Raw genomic sequence first — 16594 nt, forward strand, 5'->3', positions numbered from 1 at the left:
AGACAACCACATGCCTCGCATCGCCAAAGACAATGCCGACGCTCAGCGCGGCAACTACGATCCCTCGCTTGTGCTTCCCTCCTTCACCGCTGCCCGGCAGGCTTTCCTGGCCGGCACCAGCACGCCTCGGAAACATCTTGAAGAGCGCATCGAGCTCATCGAAAGGCTCGACAATCAGGTGCAGGCCTTCTGCTTCACCGATTTCGAAGGTGCGCGACGCAGCGCGGATGCCTCCGATATTCGGTATCGCGAGAACCGGACATTGTCGCCGCTCGACGGTTGTCCGATGGGCATCAAGGACACGATCGATGTCGGCGGCATGCCGTCCAAGATGAACTCGCGTCTCTTCAGCATGGATCCGGCACAATATGACGCTGCCGCCGTCTTCGCGCTGAAGGCCGCCGGTGCCATCATGGTCGGCAAGACGCATGTGCCGGAGCTTGCCTTCGGCAGTCTGCCGCCGACGCGCAATCCGTTCGACATGCGGCGCACGGCGGGCGGATCTTCCAGCGGCTCCGGCGCGGCGGTCGGTGCCGGCATGGTGCCGGTCACCATCGGCAACCAGACCGGCGGCTCGCTGATCCGTCCCGCCTCGTTCAACGCGAACTATGGCTTCAAGCCCAGCTTTGGCGCGCTGAACGTCGCGGGCATGCATCCGATCGCGCCAAGCCAGGATCACATCGGCCCCATGGCCGCTTCGCTCGCCGATGCGTGGGCCACGGCGTGGGAGATCTCGAGCCGGGCAGGTGGTCACAATGGACATCCCGGATTGAGCGGCGCAGCGGCGCTTCCGCGCGCAAGCCGGCCTCTGCGGCTGGCGCATCTTCAGACGGAGGGTTGGGCCCAGCTGGATCCTGCCTCACTGGCCGCGTTCGAAGAGCTTTCCACACTGGTGTCCGCGGCGGGTGTCAGCATCATCGACCGTGATTGCGATGGAGACATCGCACGGCTGGAGGACCTGCTGGCCGAGGGCGACCGGATCTCCAACGACATCATCATGTACGAGGTGCGCTGGCCGCTCGTATCCTATCTCGACACCCATGGGGCGCAGGCCCTTTCCGAGACGGCGAAGGCGCGGCTGGATCATGGGCTCGCCATGAGCCCGGCCGATTATCGCCGCGCGCTGACGGAGCGGAACCGCATTCGTGATCTGGTTCTCGCGATCGGCTCGCGGGTGGATGGCTACATCACGATGGCCTCCTCCGGACCCGCACCGGTCGACCAGAAACCTGCCGACGGACATGTGGATCGTCCGGCGGCACACAAGATCACCGGGAGCCGGAGCTTCCTGAGCCCATGGTCCATGGTTGGCGGCCCGTCGTTCAGCCTGCCGCTGATGGCAGTCGATGGCATGCCGCAGGGTGTACAGCTGATGGGTCTGCCAGACACCGACTATAGGCTGACGGCGATAGCCCGCTGGTTCGACGAGGCTGTTCTGGGTTAACGCGGCGACTGGGTCGACGGTGCCACAGCCGGATCCATAGCGTTGCGGCAAGGGGACGACGCATCGTTCTCGACGGGCGATCGACGGCTGCTCGGAGGTACCTCTTCTGAGCAGTTCCGCTCGTCTGTGCCTCCCACGCATCTGCTGGGGGGCGAGCCCTCCCGGGATCACCACGGAACTTCTGTGGCCTGCTCTTTGTACAGCCCGCTCGTTGACGATCACACGCGACGATCAAGCGATGACGACGTAGCGCTGGGCGCGCGATCCCCTGTTGTCGTGCGTCCGCATCTGGGCGCGGCGCACGGGACCGACGCCTGCCGTCACACGGACCGCGGTTCGGACGCCTTGCTCTTGAGACCAGCCGCTCGCCTGAGAAGACCGTGCACGGCTTTTCCAAGATGCGCCGAACGCGCGACCGTCTCGCCGGAGGTGGTGAAGAGCTTGACCACCAAGGCACGCCTCTGCTGCGGCGTCGGCGACAAGTCCAGTTCAAGGCTCTGGCCATGCGCCTCCTTCAGCGCGGCCCTGATCCAGCCCACATCCGGCACGTACAGTTCTCCGTTGGTCACTGGGCGGTGGTGATCCTGAACCATCAGGCGCGCGGCCGACAATGAGAGGTCCTTCACCAGGCACTGGCGCACGAGGTCTCGCTCGCGGAGATCAGTGACCGTATCCACTGGGAAGAACTCGTCCGGGCTCGGTCGCGGCAGTTCGAAGCACACCAGCATGGCGATGAACGCCAGGATCATCGCCACCCCGGCCCAGATGAGGTTGAACAGATCCCGCGAAGAGACCTCCGCCGCGGCATAGGGCGAGACGAAGGCCCAGACGATGCTGCCGGCCGACAGCAATGCCACCGCGCCGAAGGTGCCGGCCATGCGCCAGTGCACCCGCATCTCGGATCGGTCGCCGCCCTTGTCCGTCACCTTGAAGGGGCGGCCAAAGGGGCGGACGATGGCGCTGGCCAAGGTGACGGTCACGGCAAGGGCGGTCAGCGTGTGCGTGACCTCCATGAAGACGGGCAGGGTGCGCCGCTCCGACACCCAGCCGCTGTAGATCCAGACGGCGAAGAGCATCGGCAGCCCGTAACGCAGGAAGGCTATGTAGTCTGCCTCGAACGCCGGCAGACCGGCGAACCAGTACATTGAAGGCGCGAGAAGCATCAGGACGATGAACGGCTTGCAAAGCCAGTTCAGGATGCCGTGGAAGTAGTGGAGACGCTGGGTGAGCGTGTATCCGGGGCTAAGCATCGGCCCGGATTTCAGCAAGGCGACCTGGATCGTGCCAAGGCACCAGCGGGTACGCTGCGTGATGTACTCAGGCAGGCCCTCGGCGGACAGTCCGATGCTGAGGCGCTCATTCAGCCAGCGTGTCACGTAGCCGCGATGCAGCAGGCTATAGGTGAGGTGGATGTCCTCGGACATGGCTTCCTGAGGAAAGCCGCCCATCTCGTTCAGCAAGTCACGGCGCACGATGAACGAGGTTCCCACGCAGAAGGCGCAGTCCCAGGCGTCCTTCGAGGGCTGGAAGATGTCGAAGAAGATGCGCTGATCGTCGACCCAGCTGTCGCGGATCATGAGGTTATGCTGGATGGGATCGGCGTTGTAGTAGAACTGCGGGGTCTGCACGACGCCGACGCGCCGGTCGTGGAACAGCCCCACCATCCGCCTCAGCATGTTCGGCCGAGGCGCGAAGTCTGCATCGAGCACGAGGATCAGCGGCGCATTGGTGGCTTCGGCGGTGCGCCGGAGGCCGTTGTTCAGGTTGCCGGCCTTGGCGCCGACATTGTCCGGACGGGTGATGTAGAACGCACCGACATCTTCGGCATACTGCCGCAGCCAATCGCGCCTCGTATCGTCGAGAACCCAGACGGTGAAGTTGGGATAGTCCATGGCCAGGGCGCACAGAACCGCCTTCTCCAGCACGTCCACCGGCTCGTTATAGGTGCAGATGAAGACGTCGACTGCGGGCCAGGAGCCGCGCGCGTGGTTCAGGGCCTCTGCACGGTCGGCTTCCGCGCTGTTGTCCCGCCGTTTCACGAGAATGACGATGGAAATCAGCGTGTAGGTCATGGCTATGCCTTCGAAGGCAAAGAACAGCCATGGCCACAGACTGGTGGCGGTGAGCTCGAAACGGGGCATCGTGTCGTGCCAGCGCCAGGCGGCATAGGTGACGATGAGGAGGGCGGTCGCCATGCCAAAAAGGGCGCGATCAGCCGTTCCCTGCGGCTTCAACAGGCGCGCCATCATCAGGAGACCAAGGCAAACGAGGCCGTTCGTCAGGAGTATGGACGCATCGTCCGCGGCGGATTCGAACATGCGTCCTACTCCACTCTCTGTCCGTTGAAGGGATTCCACCCGCGCTCGGCCAGAACCGCCCAAGCGGTGGCGCCGAGGTGTGGCCGGGGGAAGTAGAAGAAGTCGTTCGAGGTGCTGTCGGGACCGATGGCCAGCCCGGTCGTGAGCCGCGCCACGTTCGTCGCACGCATCCAGCCATTAGGCCCCACGAGACTCGACAGGCCCCCGAGTACCTCTGCTGCCTTGGAACCGCGTCCGAGGACCCTTTGCACAAGCGCGGCCTGCGCGGAGCCCTCGGTCCAGAGCCCGTCCCGATCGTCGTTGAAGTCATAGCCGCCGGTCACCGCGAGGTGCTGCTCGATGTTGTCGAGTGCGGTCTTCCACTGCTGCGCGGGCTCCGGCACCGCGATCAAGGGCCAGACCTGCGCGTCCATGGCGATGCGGCTGGCGGGTGCCAGTTTGCCATCGGGCTCCGTACCCATGCGGAACACGCCGGCTTCCTCGTCGAACATCGCGTCGAGAAAGGATCGTGCCGTTCGGTACATGTCCGCGTAAACGGGCTTGCCGGTGATCCGGTGGAGCCAATGCGCCATTGCGGCGATGTCCGCGTGGTGCTCGGTCGATTTCCACGGGAGCACGGATTGTTCTGCATCGTGGCCGTGCACGCCGCCGCGATAGCCGGGAGGTCCGGAGCCGCCGGACATGGTGCCGATCCACCCGGCCAGTCGTTCCGCGTCCTGCAGGGCCCAGGCTTCTCCGGTCGCCTGGTGAAGATTGAGAAGGGCAAGGGCGGCCCACGCCACGTTGCCGGTCGCCGTGCCGACCTGATACGCATCTTCCGCCCAGGCCTCGGACCCGCTGTCCCACCATCCCGGCAGAAGCGCCGCTTCACCCGGAACTACGCGGGCTGCCCGGTAGGCGTTCCTGACGCGTCCATCGGAAAAGCGGCGGTCCGAAGCAATGACGCTTCTGAACGCCTCGCCGATCTTCCGCGCGCCCTCCAGATCGTCGCATGCCAACGCCGCGATCAGCGCGAGTGCGTTGTCATAGGTGAACGCGGACGTGCTGAGGGGAGGCGGCAATTCCCGCTCGTCCTCAGCAGGCCGGTAGCTCAGGACGAAGCCGGATCCGCCGAGCTCGCCGACCGATCCGGAGATGCCCGCGCACATCCGGGCCCCTAACGCATCGCCGGGCGCTTCCGCCATAGAGCCACAGGTGCTGGCGAGCAGGGCGCCAGCAGCCATCACGAGGCGGCGCATCAGCGCGCAGTGCTGCCGAGTTTCCCGAACGCGGTGCGGATCTTCTCATCCGGTTGCACTTCCCCGGCATTTGCGGTCCCGAACGGGCCTTCGAAGACGCCGGCGATGAAGTCGCCTAGGCCCTTCCAGAGAACCGAGGCGGAGGGCACCCAGCCGGCGCCGCGAGAGACAGTGACCCAGCGGCCTATGCTGCAGTCCTGCGGATCAGCTGCGGCGTCCTGATCGGGCGCCGCTTCCGGCTCCACCAGAACGTACATTTCCCGGCGTTCGGTCGGCGGAAACGGCACCGCGAAACCCTCATCCGCCTTGTCCGTGATCCTCGGCAGGATTTCTGCCACGCGTCCGTATCGGAGTCCGGCCTCGCCATCGATGCTTACGCGGGTGCCCACCGCCAGATCCTGAGCGCGGCGATAAGAGAAGATCGCGACGACGAACGAGCGCTCGCAGTCGACGATGCTGGCGATAGTGTCTCCCGGCAGCACATGCCGCCCTTCGCTGACCCCGACGGTCAGCACACGCCCCTGGAAGGGAGCCGCCACCGTGGCTTCGCTGAGCTGGCTGACGCGGCTTTGCTCCGCCTCGAGGATGGACTGGCTGGTCTGCAGCCCCGCGAGCAGTTCGCGTTCCTTGATCTGCAACTGTTCAGCCTCGAACGCGAGGTCCATACGCCGCTGCGACAGCGTGGACAGGCCCGTGAGTTCAGGCCCTACGAACACGCCACGGCGAAGAGCCTCGAGTTGCGAGGTTTTCTGGTTCAGCAGCGAGAGATGCGCATCCTTCTCGTGCCCGGCACCCGCCAGTTGCTGCTTGGCGGCCTTGATCAGTTCCGGGCTGGCGATGTTGCGCGTTGCAAGGGTGGTCTGACGGCCCACCACATCGTCCTTTTCGCGAACGGCGGCGTCGGCGGCACCGATGCGCGCCTTCAGCTCGGCAAGCTGCTCCACGAAGTGATCGTCGAGTTGCTGCTTCTGGCGTGCGATCTCCGCGTCCAGCGCCTCGATATATTCTTTGAGCGAGGTGGACTTCTGACGTGTGGCCTCGACGCTCTCGCGCATCTCGTTGGCCTTGCTCTCAAGGCTGACAAGCGTTGCCCGGTCCACGCGTTCGTTCACGATCGTGCTCACGGACGCGCCCGACCGGAGCTCTTGTCCGGTCAGTGCCTCGAGATGCTTCACCTCTCCCGATATTGGCGAGGTCAGGAGAGTGACCGGCGCATTGATCACCGCGCGATCGGACTGATCTGCGATGATAGGCGGCATCACCGTTGTCACGGCCAACACCGCCAGCACGCTCGCGACCGAGAACGACGACACCCGCAGCAGCAGGTCGCGGCGATCAGCCTTCTGTGGGCCCTTGCGAAGCAGGGCATCCTTTTGCGCAGTGTTCGTCATCGTCTTCTCTCCGGTCAGTGCCGTACAGGCGAAAAGACGCTTCCTCCTGGTATTTTCCTCGGGCAAACCCGGTCCAGCCATTCTTGGCCAGCGAGAGGGTAACGGGTCCGGCTCGCGGTTATTCCGGACGTTTAGAAAGATTTAATTAAGTACGCTTCCGCGCGTTTTGCGGTGGCAGCGCCGGCGGCATTCCCGTCGAGCCGCCCAGCCCGGCTATGTCCTGTATGTCCAACCGACCTCTGCGCACCTCATCAGCGCGCGCCCGCAGCGCCGAAGCGCACGTGATCGATCAGGGCGCGCAGCTTGGGCGGCAGGTTTCGCCGGTTGGCGAAGTACAGGAAGAAGCCCGGAAAATGCGCCGAGTAGCGCTCCAGAACCGGCACGAGCTCTCCTCGATGGATGTAGGGCCTGAAGGTCTCCTCCATGCCGAAGGTAAGCCCGCCGCCGGCGCAGGCCGTGCGGACCATTACCCACATATCGTTCGTGGTGATCCTCGGCGTGACGGCTACGTCGAACTCGCGTCCGTCGTCCTCGAACTCCCAACGATAAGGCGCCACCTTGGGATCCGGCCGCCATCCGATGCAGCAGTGCCCCGGAAGCTCCAGCGGGTGCGATGGCGTGCCGAAACGCTCGAGATAGGAGGGCGCCGCCACGACCAGTTGGCGCTGATCGGCCGAGATCGGCACCGCGATCATATCCTGCTCGATCACCTCTCCCAGCCGGACGCCGGCATCGAACCCTTGGGACACGATGTCGAACTCCGCATCCGTTACCGTGATGTCGATCTCCACGGCCGGATAGGCTGCGACGAAGCCCGCCAGCAGCGGGCCTGACAGGAAGCGTTCCGCGATCGATGAGACTGCCAGCCGCAATTGTCCGCTCGGCTTGGCATGAAGATCCTGGGCCGTGTCGAGCGCCAGTTCGATCTCTGAAATCGCGGGCGCGACGCGCTCGTGCAGCTTGGCGCCGGCCTCCGTCAGGCTGACGCTTCGCGTCGTCCGCTGGACGAGCGCAACGCCCATCCTGTCCTCCATACGGCGGATGGTCTGGCTCACGGCTGAGCGGGTGACGCCGAGGCGATCGGCTGCGCCGCGGAAGCTGCGTGCTTCCGCTACTGCCAGGAAGACCGCCAACTGTCTGAGATCAAGGGCCATTGGTTAGCGCAACTTACCAGCCTGGTCAGCATTGGGCAAATTGTGCTGCGGATGCCCAACCCATAGCTTCTCCGTCAAGCAAGACAGGAGCTAAGCATGACATCTCTGAACGATTATCGCCTGCTTGGCCGCTCCGGCCTCAGGGTTTCGCCGCTCTCGCTTGGAACGATGACCTTTGGACAGGAGTGGGGTTGGGGCGCCGACGAAAACGAGGCGCGCCGCATCTTCGATCTCTACTGTGATCGTGGCGGAAATTTCATCGATACCGCTGTGAACTACACCAATGGTGCTTCGGAACGCATCATCGGTTCTTTCATCCGCGACCGGCGCGAGAGCATCGTGCTTGCGACCAAGTTTTCCATGGCGCGCCATCCCGGCAACCCGAACTCCGGCGGCAATCATCGCCTGAACATGGTGCGTTCGCTGGAGCAGAGCCTCCGGCAACTGGATACCGACAGGATCGATCTATTCTATCTTCATGCGTGGGATTTCACCTCCCGGCCGGAAGAGGTGATGCGCGCGCTCGACGATCTCGTGCGCTCCGGCAAGGTTCTGTATCTCGGCATCTGCAACACGCCGGCCTGGCGCATTTCGCAGATGCAGGCCGTTGCGGAGCTCAGGGGCTGGTCGGCCTTCGCGGCTCTTCAGATCGAGTACAGCCTGGTCGAGCGCACGGTCGAGCATGAACTGATCCCGATGGCCGCCCAGCTGGGCCTCGGCGTGCTGCCCTGGTCGCCTTTGGGCGGGGGCGTGCTGACGGGCAAATATTCACAAGCCGACATCGCGGAAGTTGCCTCACCAGAGGTTTCACAGACCCGGAAGGGCGTGGTTGCGCAGTCCGGGCACCTCAACACCCGCGCAATCGGCATCGCCGATGTCGTCCGGGATGTTGCCTGGGAGATCGGCGCGAGCCCGTCCCAGGTGGCGCTGGCGTGGACATTGGCAAACCCGGCGGTGACATCGCCGGTCATCGGGGCCCGCACCCTGGCGCAGGCCGAGGACAATCTCGGAGCCCTCGACATCGCTCTGTCCGCCGAACACCTGGACCGCCTGGATCAGGCAAGCCGGCCCGATCCGATTTTCCCCGGCCGTTTCGTCGGCAGCCCGATGGTCCAGCAACTCATCTTCGGAGGCGCGTCGGTCGCGCCGGCCACGACATCCTGAACCGCCGCCTAGCGTCCGCCACTTGCAACGAAGGAGCGAAGACATGGCACAATCAAAGCATCATCAGACTATCCGTGGCAGCTTTCTGGCCTTGGCTATTATGTCCGGTATTGCCGTCGCACCGCAGACCGCTTCGTCGGCAGATACACCTGTCGAAGCGAACAACAGGCAGTTCATCACCCAGGCGTTCGAGCAATGGGCCGCGGGCGGCACCAGCTTCTTCACGGATGTGCTTTCTCCCGACATCGTCTGGACCATCGAAGGCTCGGGACCGAGCGCCGGCGTGTTCAGGGGCCGTGACGCAGTCATCCAGATGGTCCGGCCTTTCGCGTCGCGGCTGTCTGAACCTAACAGGCCTGTAAGCACCCGCGTCTGGGCAGACGGTGACCATGTCATCGTCAACTGGGAAGGCGCCGGACGTGCGCGCGACGGGCAGCCTTACGTGAACAGATATGTCTGGATCTTCCGAATGGAGAATGGACAGGCCGTGGAGGTGACCGCCTTCCTCGATCTCGCGCCATTCGATGAGGTTCTGCGGCGCGTTCCGGCACCGACTTCGCAGCCGTAGCCGATCAAAAACCCAAATAGTCGTCCAGCGACGCCGCGCCGTCGAGCCGGTAACCGGGGCGGGTTTCCTGAGAGCAGGAGAACAAAGTGAACCGTTGCCAGGCATGCATCATGATCGGCGCCACGCTGTCGATCCTCACCCAGACCTCTGCGCCGGGCTGGCTGCGTCCAGCCGTCGCGAACGAAAATCCGCACAGCACAACGAGGAATGACATGGCTGAACACCCTTATGCAGGCATGTGGGTCACCGATGACGGCCACATCCGGCACGAGCTTCTTCCCGATGGCCGTTATGACGAGGCCCGCGGCAATCGGGAAAGCGCGTATCGCGGCCGCTACGAAGTGGCCGGGAACCTCATCAATTACTGGGACGACACCGGCTTCACGGCGGACGGCGTGTTCATCGACCGGAACACGCTGCACCACGGCGGAATGACCTTCCGAAGGCGCTGACGCTGCACAGGCACAGGCCGCCGCCGGCAGCCTTAGCGCCGCGGCTTCCTCAGCCTGCGGAACAGTCCGCGCTTAGACATGGGCTCGAACATCTCTTCGGGTCCCTCAGGGTCCAGGACCTCGTTGTCAGCCAGCCATTCGGTGAATGTGGACAGTTCCGGCGGTTCGAAAGGGCGCAGCGAGCGGCCTTCACCCCGGAGCGCCTCGATGGTGGCGATGAGAGAGCCGGTCTTTTCCATGGTCGCGGCAACGATCTCCGGCGTGGAGGCAAGGTGTTCCGCCAGAAGATCGTTGCGGATGGCCTCGATGGTCCTGACGTTAGCGTCGGAACCGTCCATCTCCACATCCACGGTGACGTCGCACTCCGTGTCCAGTCGCATCGAGCGGTTGTTCATATTGGACGAGCCGACACGAAGGATCCGGTCGTCCACGATGAGGATCTTTGCGTGGACATAGATGGCTTCTCCGCCCGTGTTGAACGGGTGGTAAAGCCTAAAACGGCCGTGGCGGTCCCTCTGGCGCAGCGCTTCCATCAGCTGCGCCCGCGCGGAATCCATCGCCACGGGTTCCAGCCAGCCTTGCGCCGTCACGGGATTGAGGATGACGATCTCGGGACCATCGGGCTCATCGAGGCGGCGTGCGATGGCCTCAGCGATGCGGCGGGACGCGAAGTACTGGCTCTCGGCGTAGATGAAGCGCTTCGCGCGGGCGATCTGGTCGAGATAGAGCGTCTCGATCTCGCGGACGGCGGGCCGTCCTTCCAGTTCAGGTGCGGAACGCGACACCGCGACCTCCACATCGCTGAATTGAACTGGCAAGTGCTCGGGCCAGCGGGCCTTCAACCCGCCGAGCGGTGGCAGGTCCTTCTTGCCGCCGGCGATCTTCCAGCGATCGCGGCAGATCTCCGCGATCGCGCCGACGACCGGCCCGGTTATGGCAGTGGTTGCATCGTGCCACGGTTTGTAGAGGGCGCCATTCGGCCGACGCCGCCTCTCGTCCTCGAACTTGTGCTCTCGAGTGTCCCAGCGATCCTCCGTCATGTCGATGCCGCCGCAGAAGGCGAGGCAATCGTCGATGACGACGATCTTCTGATGATGGGACGAACCGGTGGGATGCGCGCCATCGAGCTTCGTGTGGATGCGTGGGTGCCGCATCCAGTTCAGCAAGGTGAAGACGGTAGTGCCGCGGAACAGGGCCTTCACGGCGCCGACATCCCAGCGCAGCAAGAAGATTTCGAGATCCGGATTCTTCTCAACCAGCCAAAGGACGAAGTCGCCGAGGTTCCGCGGCCCGTCGTCATCGCTCCCCCGGCCTACTTCGATACGCCCGTCGAAGTCCCAGCCCACCAGCGTGATGCGCCGTCTGGCGCCTATCATCGCGGCGCGCGCATAGCGGAAGTAATCGTCGGCATCGACGATGACGGAGAAGCGGTCCGCCTTCTCGATGCGAAAGCAACTCCGCCCCGGCTCCGGAAGACGGTGCGAATCCATCCCGCTCATGGGGCGTCGGGCCAAGTGCGGATTTGTGGACGATTGGGTGGAGGCCACACGAGCGTGCGTTCTTTCTGGGCTTGGCAGAGAAGCGAGGCGCGCGTGCCGCTCCGGCGCCTGGCTTCCTGGTCTATGGAACGGACCTTCTACGTCCGGGACGCGTGATGCGAAACGCCCTCTTGCCTTTGTGGATCCATGAAGAAGCCGCTTACGGGCCGGGGCAAATCGGCGCGCGGGTGGTGGGTGCCTGGCCGACCTCCGCGCTGAACGCCCGAAATCCGTACTCGTCGATCAGCAGGATGCGGTAGCAGGGGTTGCCCCCCGTCCACCACGGATCGCGGGCCTCCAGATCGGTGATGAAGCGGTGGGAGCAGGCCTGTCCGGAACTGAAGGCGATGCCCTGCGGACTGGTGCCGGCAAGCGGTATGTGGATGTGGCCGAAGACGATGTGGCGGATGCCGGCGGGATGCGCCGAGAGGCGGCGCAGGACCGCGCCGTCGTCGTGCAGGCTGATGTCTCGGAAATGGCCGATCCCGTCATGGATCGGAGGGTGATGGATGAACACCGTGGGCGGAAGCGCTCCGGCACCGGCCAGGGCGTCGTCCAGCCAGGCCAGCCGGTCTTCGCCGTAGATGCCGCCGATCACGCCGGCCTCATGGCTGTCGAGGAAGAGCAGGCGACCCATCTCGGTGTCGAGCCAGGACTGGACGTAGCCATTCCCATCGCGCGGCTGATCCGGGAATGCGTCCACGAAAGCCGGTCGCCGGTCGTGATTTCCGAGCAGGAGCCGCACCGGAAAGGGCACGGGTGCGAGGATGTCGCGGAGCAGGGCATAGGCTTCCGGCTCTCCGTCGTTGCAAAGATCGCCGGTGATGACGAGCAGGTCGGCGTCGCCATGGCGCGACAGGACATCATCCACGGCCTGCCGCAGCTGCCGTTCGGGATCGACGCCGTTCACCACCCGACCGGGCGCTACGAGATGCGTGTCGGTGATCTGGATGATTTTCACGAGGGCTCCACTCAGAACAAGAAAAGGGTGCGGGACGGATCCCGCACCCATGTTTGCCGTTGCCGGGCGGTTCAGCGCATCAGCGCGTTTGTCTGCTCGACGATCTGCTTCAGGCCTTGCTCGGGGGTGATCTCGCCGCGCATGACGGTGCCGACGATGTCGCGCTGCGTGCGCCAGATGCGAACGGAATCGCCGCCGGGATATCCGGCCCAGGGGAGCGAGCGCTCGGCCTGCTTCGCCGCCGTCTCCACGTTGGGGTTCTGGTCGTAGTAGGGGCGCAGATAGTCCGGTCCGGTCGCCAGCTTGTTGGTCGGCAGGTAGCCGGTGATGCGGACGATCTGGTTCTGGGCTTCCGGACCCGTGATCCACTTCAGGTACTTCCAGGCCGCGTCCTGCTTGGTCTTGTCCTGTGTCAGGATGACAGCGGAATTGCCGCCGGTGGGAACGCCGCCCGCTTCCTTGTTCTCGATGGGGAAGGTGAAGGTGGCCAGTTCAAAGCGGGTGCCGACAAGGCCCTGGATCGTCTGCACATGGGCGGGCGTGGAGAAGATGAAGCCGGTGCGGCCTGCGCCGAACTGCTGGCGCGACTGGTCCCAGTCGAGCAGGTTCTGGCCGCCTTCGGTGACGAAGCGGCGGACGAGATTCAGCGCGTTGAGGCCGATCTCGTTGTCGAAGCCGACTGTGCCCTTCTCCTTGTCGACGAGCTTGCCGCCCTGCTGGAAAATAAGGGCCTGCCACAACCAGTCATCCGGCCAGCCATTGATATCGTAGCCCATGCCGGCGATGCCGGGCTCGAGCGCCTTGATCTTGGCGGCCAGCTGGATCAGCCCCTCGAAGGTGTCGGGCATGTTCTTGGGATCGCCGCCCGCGCGGCGCACGAGATCGGCGTTCATGAAGATGACCGGCGATGAGGCGTTGACCGGGAGGCCGTACTGCTTGCCGTCGATCTGGCCGAGCGCCGCCATCTTCGGGGTGTAGTTGGCGTCGAGGAAGGACTGGCCGCCTTCGGCCTCGATGAAGGGCGCAAGGTCGGTGATCTGCTTGCGCGGCGCCAGCGTGTGGACCAGTTCCGCCGTCAAATTGTAGCCCGAGAAATAGACGTCGGGCAGGTTGCCGGTGACGGCGGCGCGCAGAACCTGTTGCTGGCCTTCATTGTAGCCGGTGGCCGGAGCGAGGAAGTTGATCTTCACGTCCGGGTTGTTCTTCATGAACTGGTCAGCCAGCGGCTGATGGAACTTGGTGAAGCCGGGCAGATTGTAGAGCACCTGAAGCTCCACCTGCTGGGCATGGGCCAGCCCGGGCATTGTGAGGCCGAGCGCCAGCGCGCCGGCGGTCATGAAGTTCTTAAGCGTCGACATGTCTGCTCCTCTTGGGGCGAAAACGTTGGGTTACTTGACGCCGGTCATCGTGATGCCGGCGATGAAGTGACGGCGGGCGAGAAGAAAGCAGACCACCATGGGCGCGGTGATGAGGGTCGCGCCGGCCATGAGGGCTCCGTAGTTCGCGCCGGACTCCACATCCGCGAACAGCAGCATCCCGAGCGGCGGGGGCGCGAGGTTGATGTCCGAAATCACGATCATCGGCCAGTAGAGGTCGTTCCAGTGCGCGACGATCGAGAAGACCGAGAAGGCGGCAAGCGAGGGTAGGGCGGCGCGCAGGACGAGGCCCCAGCAGATTTCCATCTCCGAGAAGCCGTCGAGCCGCGCCGCTTCGATGATCTCGTCGGGATAGCTGCGGAAGGCCTGCCGGAAGAGGAAGATGGCGAACACCGAGAGGAAGAACGGCGCCATCATCGCGAAATAGGTGTTCAGCAGATCGGTGGCCGCGAGGCCGACGAAGAGCGGAAGGGCCAGCGCCTGCATCGGCACGCACAGCGCGGCGATGACGAGCGTCATGAACAGCCCCCGCCCGGGGAAGGGCAGCTTCGCAAGCGCATAAGCCGCCGGCACAGCCGTGACGACCTGCACGACGAGGATGCCGAGGCACACGATCACGCCGTTCAGCATGAAGCGGCCCATCGGCACCTGGCTTGCGGCCCGGCCGTAGTTCTCCGGTCCGTTGAAGCCCTGCACGGTCGGCAGAAGGGAGATGTCGAAGATCTCTGATGCCGATCGGACGGAGGTCAGCACCATCCAGTAGAACGGCAGCAGCATGGCCGCCGCGCCGACGGCCAGCACCAGATGCGGTAGATATCTCGTGATCCTCGCCATCAGTAATGCACCTTACGGTCGAGGTGCAGCGTCTGCCCGATGGAGAGGACGAGGACGATGGCAAGGAAGATCAGGGTCAGCGCCGCGGCGTAGCCGGTGTTCGCGTACTCGAAACCTTCAAGATAGAGCGCGAACAGCATGGTCTCGGAGCCGGAACGCCCCTTGGACAGAACGGCCACCGTCTCGAAAACCTTCAGTGCCGAGATGGATGTAGTGACGATCACGAACATCGTCGTTGGGCCTAGCATCGGCCACGTCACGACGAAGAAGCGGTCGAGCGGGTTCTTCGCGCCGTCGAGGCGCGCGGCCTCGTAGAGATCCTTCGGGATGCTGTTCAGACCAGCAAGGAACAGCACCATGTTGAAGCCGAGCACCTGCCAGACGCCGATCAGGGCAAGGGTCGGGATGAGCACCTGCGGATTGGACAGGAAGTAGACCGGCTCGAAGCCCAGCCAGCGGATGGCGGCGTTCACCGGGCCGATGCTGGGGTGGAGCAGGAACTGCCAGACCGTCGCCATCGCCACCAATGTGGCGGTGACCGGCAGGAAATAGGCGACTTCCCAGAAGGAGCGCGTGCGCCGGGTTCCATGCACCAGCAGGGCCGCCCCGAGCCCGAGAGCCACGCCGAAAGGGATCACGATCAGCGAGTAGATCAGCGTGTTCCACATCGCCCGCATGAAGACGGGGTCGGAGAAGGCGTCCGCGAAGTTCTTCAGGCCCACGAACTCAAATGCGAGCGCGCCGAGGCGATAATCGGTGACCGCAAAGCCGGCCAGCACGATCATCGGCACGATGTAGATGGCCAGCATCAGCAGTGCCGCAGGCGCGGTGAACGCCAAGCCGTTCAAGAGGATGCGGCGGCGCGCGTCGAGAGCCCGTCTGCGCGGAACCGCCTGCATCGGGACGGCCACAGTGCTCATGCCGCATCCCGCCGCTGCACCTGCACATGGAGCCGTGCGCCGTCATAGCCGAAGAGGTGCGCGCGCTCGGCGTTGAAGCCGAGGGCCGCACGTCCTTCCGCGTCCACCAGCAGGGCGTCGCCCCCGCCAAGGCGCATGACGAGCTTTTCACCCGCGCCTTCCAGCACCTCGAAGCTCACGTAGCGGTCGGCTCCGTGCATCTCGCTGCGCGTCATGCGGGCGGGAACGCCGTCGACTGAGAAGCGCAGGTCTTCCGGACGCATCCCGAGAGTGGCTGGGCCGGCATGACGTGCATCCGCCGCGAGGCCGTGCGCGCGATCGGCGATCCTCACCGCGCCGTCCGAGGCGATTTCCACCGCCAGGAGGTTGATGGCGGGCGAGCCGATGAAGCGTCCGACCGTGAGGTTTGCCGGCCGCTCATAGAGTTCGGTGGGAGTGCCGAGTTGCAAAATGCGGCCGCCATCCATCAGCGCGATGCGGTCCGACATCGTCATCGCTTCGATCTGGTCGTGCGTGACGTAGATGAAGGTGGCGCCGAGCCGCTTGTGCAGAAGCGCAAGTTCCTCGCGCATATGGGCGCGCAGCTTGGCGTCCAAATTCGAAAGAGGCTCGTCCATCAGGAAGGCAGCAGGGTCGCGGACCAGAGCGCGCGCAAGGGCCACGCGCTGGCGCTGCCCGCCGGAAAGTTCGGCCGGACGGCGGTCGAGAAGCGGCGATATCTGCAGCATGGCGGCCGCATCTTCGACGGCGGTGCGGATGCCGCGTCGGGTTTCCCCATGCCCGGGCACAAGGCCGCCGACAAGCGGCAAGCGGGCGGACAGCGGCAGCCGGCGCATCCGAAGCGGCGTGGCGATGTTCTGCCGGACCGTCATATGCGGGTAGAGCGCATAGGACTGGAACACCATCGCCAGGTTGCGGTCGCTGGGGTGGCGATCGGTGACGTCCTCGCCGCCGATACGGATCGAGCCGCCATCAGGCGTTTCGAGGCCGGCGATGATCCGCAGCAGCGTGGACTTGCCGCAGCCGGACATGCCGACGAGCGACAGGAACTCACCAGCGCGAACCGAGAGGTCGATGCCCTTCAGGACATCGTCGCTGCCGAAGCGCTTACCGATACCGGAGATTTCGACCGAACGAGGTGCCAATGCCACGCTCCTTTCTCAGGAGCAGCGATATCCTCTCAGGGCATGACGCCGGCATGACACGCGGGTGCACGAGCGAGCGTCATGGAGTTCG

General features: G+C 64.6%; 15 protein-coding genes. 4 read left to right on the forward strand and 11 right to left on the reverse strand.

The genetic code is table 11. From position 1 onward, the window contains the following. The first annotated feature begins 10 nt into the window (after window positions 1-10). On the forward strand, window positions 11-1444 hold the full coding sequence (locus SCD90_RS12130) for an amidase (protein ID WP_319844948.1): 1434 nt from the start codon (window positions 11-13) through the stop codon (window positions 1442-1444). A gap of 320 nt (window positions 1445-1764) precedes the next feature. Here the strand turns inward: SCD90_RS12130 and SCD90_RS12135 are convergent, their stop codons facing one another. The 4 genes from SCD90_RS12135 to SCD90_RS12150 all read right to left on the reverse strand — a co-directional run bounded on the left by SCD90_RS12135 (window position 1765) and on the right by SCD90_RS12150 (window position 7545). Beyond that, complete coding sequence (locus SCD90_RS12135) at window positions 1765-3762, reverse strand: glycosyltransferase family 2 protein (RefSeq protein WP_319844949.1); 1998 nt, start codon at window positions 3760-3762, stop codon at window positions 1765-1767. 5 nt (window positions 3763-3767) lie between these two features. Then, window positions 3768-5000 (reverse strand): hypothetical protein, encoded by a 1233-nt coding sequence (locus tag SCD90_RS12140; RefSeq protein ID WP_319844950.1) that lies wholly within the window; start codon window positions 4998-5000, stop codon window positions 3768-3770. Then, window positions 5000-6391: an HlyD family secretion protein gene (locus tag SCD90_RS12145; protein ID WP_319844951.1), complete on the reverse strand. Its 1392-nt coding sequence runs from the start codon at window positions 6389-6391 to the stop codon at window positions 5000-5002. Before SCD90_RS12145 ends, SCD90_RS12140 begins: the two co-directional genes overlap by 1 nt. 251 nt (window positions 6392-6642) lie before the next feature. Next, window positions 6643-7545 carry a LysR family transcriptional regulator gene (locus SCD90_RS12150; protein WP_319844952.1) on the reverse strand — a complete coding sequence of 301 codons (903 nt, stop codon included), beginning with the start codon at window positions 7543-7545 and terminating at the stop codon, window positions 6643-6645. 96 nt (window positions 7546-7641) lie between these two features. Between SCD90_RS12150 and SCD90_RS12155 the strand changes: the two genes are divergently transcribed. Next, complete coding sequence (locus tag SCD90_RS12155) at window positions 7642-8709, forward strand: aldo/keto reductase (protein WP_319844953.1); 1068 nt, start codon at window positions 7642-7644, stop codon at window positions 8707-8709. Between the two features lie 43 nt (window positions 8710-8752). Then, window positions 8753-9277 (forward strand): nuclear transport factor 2 family protein, encoded by a 525-nt coding sequence (locus SCD90_RS12160; RefSeq protein ID WP_319844954.1) that lies wholly within the window; start codon window positions 8753-8755, stop codon window positions 9275-9277. A 4-nt stretch (window positions 9278-9281) separates the two neighbouring features. On the opposite strand, the gene SCD90_RS12165 is transcribed toward SCD90_RS12160, so the two are convergent. Continuing rightward, window positions 9282-9491: a hypothetical protein gene (locus SCD90_RS12165; protein ID WP_319845039.1), complete on the reverse strand. Its 210-nt coding sequence runs from the start codon at window positions 9489-9491 to the stop codon at window positions 9282-9284. On the opposite strand from SCD90_RS12165, the gene SCD90_RS12170 reads away from it, so the two are divergent. Beyond that, window positions 9439-9729 (forward strand): Atu4866 domain-containing protein, encoded by a 291-nt coding sequence (locus tag SCD90_RS12170; protein ID WP_319845032.1) that lies wholly within the window; start codon window positions 9439-9441, stop codon window positions 9727-9729. The two genes, SCD90_RS12165 and SCD90_RS12170, sit on opposite strands and share 53 nt — an antisense overlap. Window positions 9730-9761: 32 nt before the next feature. On the opposite strand, the gene SCD90_RS12175 is transcribed toward SCD90_RS12170, so the two are convergent. The 6 genes from SCD90_RS12175 to SCD90_RS12200 all read right to left on the reverse strand — a co-directional run bounded on the left by SCD90_RS12175 (window position 9762) and on the right by SCD90_RS12200 (window position 16503). Further along, window positions 9762-11219: a phospholipase D-like domain-containing protein gene (locus SCD90_RS12175; protein ID WP_319844955.1), complete on the reverse strand. Its 1458-nt coding sequence runs from the start codon at window positions 11217-11219 to the stop codon at window positions 9762-9764. 208 nt (window positions 11220-11427) lie between these two features. Further along, window positions 11428-12228 carry a phosphodiesterase gene (locus SCD90_RS12180; RefSeq protein WP_319844956.1) on the reverse strand — a complete coding sequence of 267 codons (801 nt, stop codon included), beginning with the start codon at window positions 12226-12228 and terminating at the stop codon, window positions 11428-11430. 71 nt (window positions 12229-12299) lie between these two features. Further along, the gene (locus tag SCD90_RS12185) at window positions 12300-13586 is read right to left on the reverse strand and encodes an ABC transporter substrate-binding protein (RefSeq protein WP_319844957.1); all 1287 of its coding nucleotides are present in this window, start codon (window positions 13584-13586) and stop codon (window positions 12300-12302) included. A 30-nt stretch (window positions 13587-13616) separates the two neighbouring features. After that, on the reverse strand, window positions 13617-14438 hold the full coding sequence (locus SCD90_RS12190; RefSeq protein ID WP_319844958.1) for a carbohydrate ABC transporter permease: 822 nt from the start codon (window positions 14436-14438) through the stop codon (window positions 13617-13619). Further along, a complete protein-coding gene (locus tag SCD90_RS12195) occupies window positions 14438-15337 on the reverse strand; it encodes a carbohydrate ABC transporter permease (RefSeq protein ID WP_425265685.1) in 900 nt (299 codons plus the stop codon). Before SCD90_RS12195 ends, SCD90_RS12190 begins: the two co-directional genes overlap by 1 nt. Before the next feature lie 17 nt (window positions 15338-15354). Next, window positions 15355-16503: an ABC transporter ATP-binding protein gene (locus tag SCD90_RS12200; protein WP_319844960.1), complete on the reverse strand. Its 1149-nt coding sequence runs from the start codon at window positions 16501-16503 to the stop codon at window positions 15355-15357. Between the last annotated feature and the right edge of the window lie 91 nt (window positions 16504-16594).

The sequence above is a fragment of the Terrihabitans rhizophilus genome (genome assembly GCF_033898525.1).
Classification (GTDB): domain Bacteria; phylum Pseudomonadota; class Alphaproteobacteria; order Rhizobiales; family Methylopilaceae; genus Flaviflagellibacter; species Flaviflagellibacter rhizophilus.

Excerpts from the sequence above, each read along its gene's own strand:
- SCD90_RS12130 (WP_319844948.1), top strand. The coding sequence starts at position 11 with ATGCCTCGCATCGCCAAAGACAATGCCGACGCTCAGCGCGGCAACTAC.
- SCD90_RS12135 (WP_319844949.1), bottom strand. The coding sequence starts at position 3,762 with ATGTTCGAATCCGCCGCGGACGATGCGTCCATACTCCTGACGAACGGC.
- SCD90_RS12140 (WP_319844950.1), bottom strand. The coding sequence starts at position 5,000 with ATGCGCCGCCTCGTGATGGCTGCTGGCGCCCTGCTCGCCAGCACCTGT.
- SCD90_RS12145 (WP_319844951.1), bottom strand. The coding sequence starts at position 6,391 with ATGACGAACACTGCGCAAAAGGATGCCCTGCTTCGCAAGGGCCCACAG.
- SCD90_RS12150 (WP_319844952.1), bottom strand. The coding sequence starts at position 7,545 with ATGGCCCTTGATCTCAGACAGTTGGCGGTCTTCCTGGCAGTAGCGGAA.
- SCD90_RS12155 (WP_319844953.1), top strand. The coding sequence starts at position 7,642 with ATGACATCTCTGAACGATTATCGCCTGCTTGGCCGCTCCGGCCTCAGG.
- SCD90_RS12160 (WP_319844954.1), top strand. The coding sequence starts at position 8,753 with ATGGCACAATCAAAGCATCATCAGACTATCCGTGGCAGCTTTCTGGCC.
- SCD90_RS12165 (WP_319845039.1), bottom strand. The coding sequence starts at position 9,491 with ATGTCATTCCTCGTTGTGCTGTGCGGATTTTCGTTCGCGACGGCTGGA.
- SCD90_RS12175 (WP_319844955.1), bottom strand. The coding sequence starts at position 11,219 with ATGGATTCGCACCGTCTTCCGGAGCCGGGGCGGAGTTGCTTTCGCATC.
- SCD90_RS12185 (WP_319844957.1), bottom strand. The coding sequence starts at position 13,586 with ATGTCGACGCTTAAGAACTTCATGACCGCCGGCGCGCTGGCGCTCGGC.
- SCD90_RS12190 (WP_319844958.1), bottom strand. The coding sequence starts at position 14,438 with ATGGCGAGGATCACGAGATATCTACCGCATCTGGTGCTGGCCGTCGGC.
- SCD90_RS12195 (WP_425265685.1), bottom strand. The coding sequence starts at position 15,337 with ATGCAGGCGGTTCCGCGCAGACGGGCTCTCGACGCGCGCCGCCGCATC.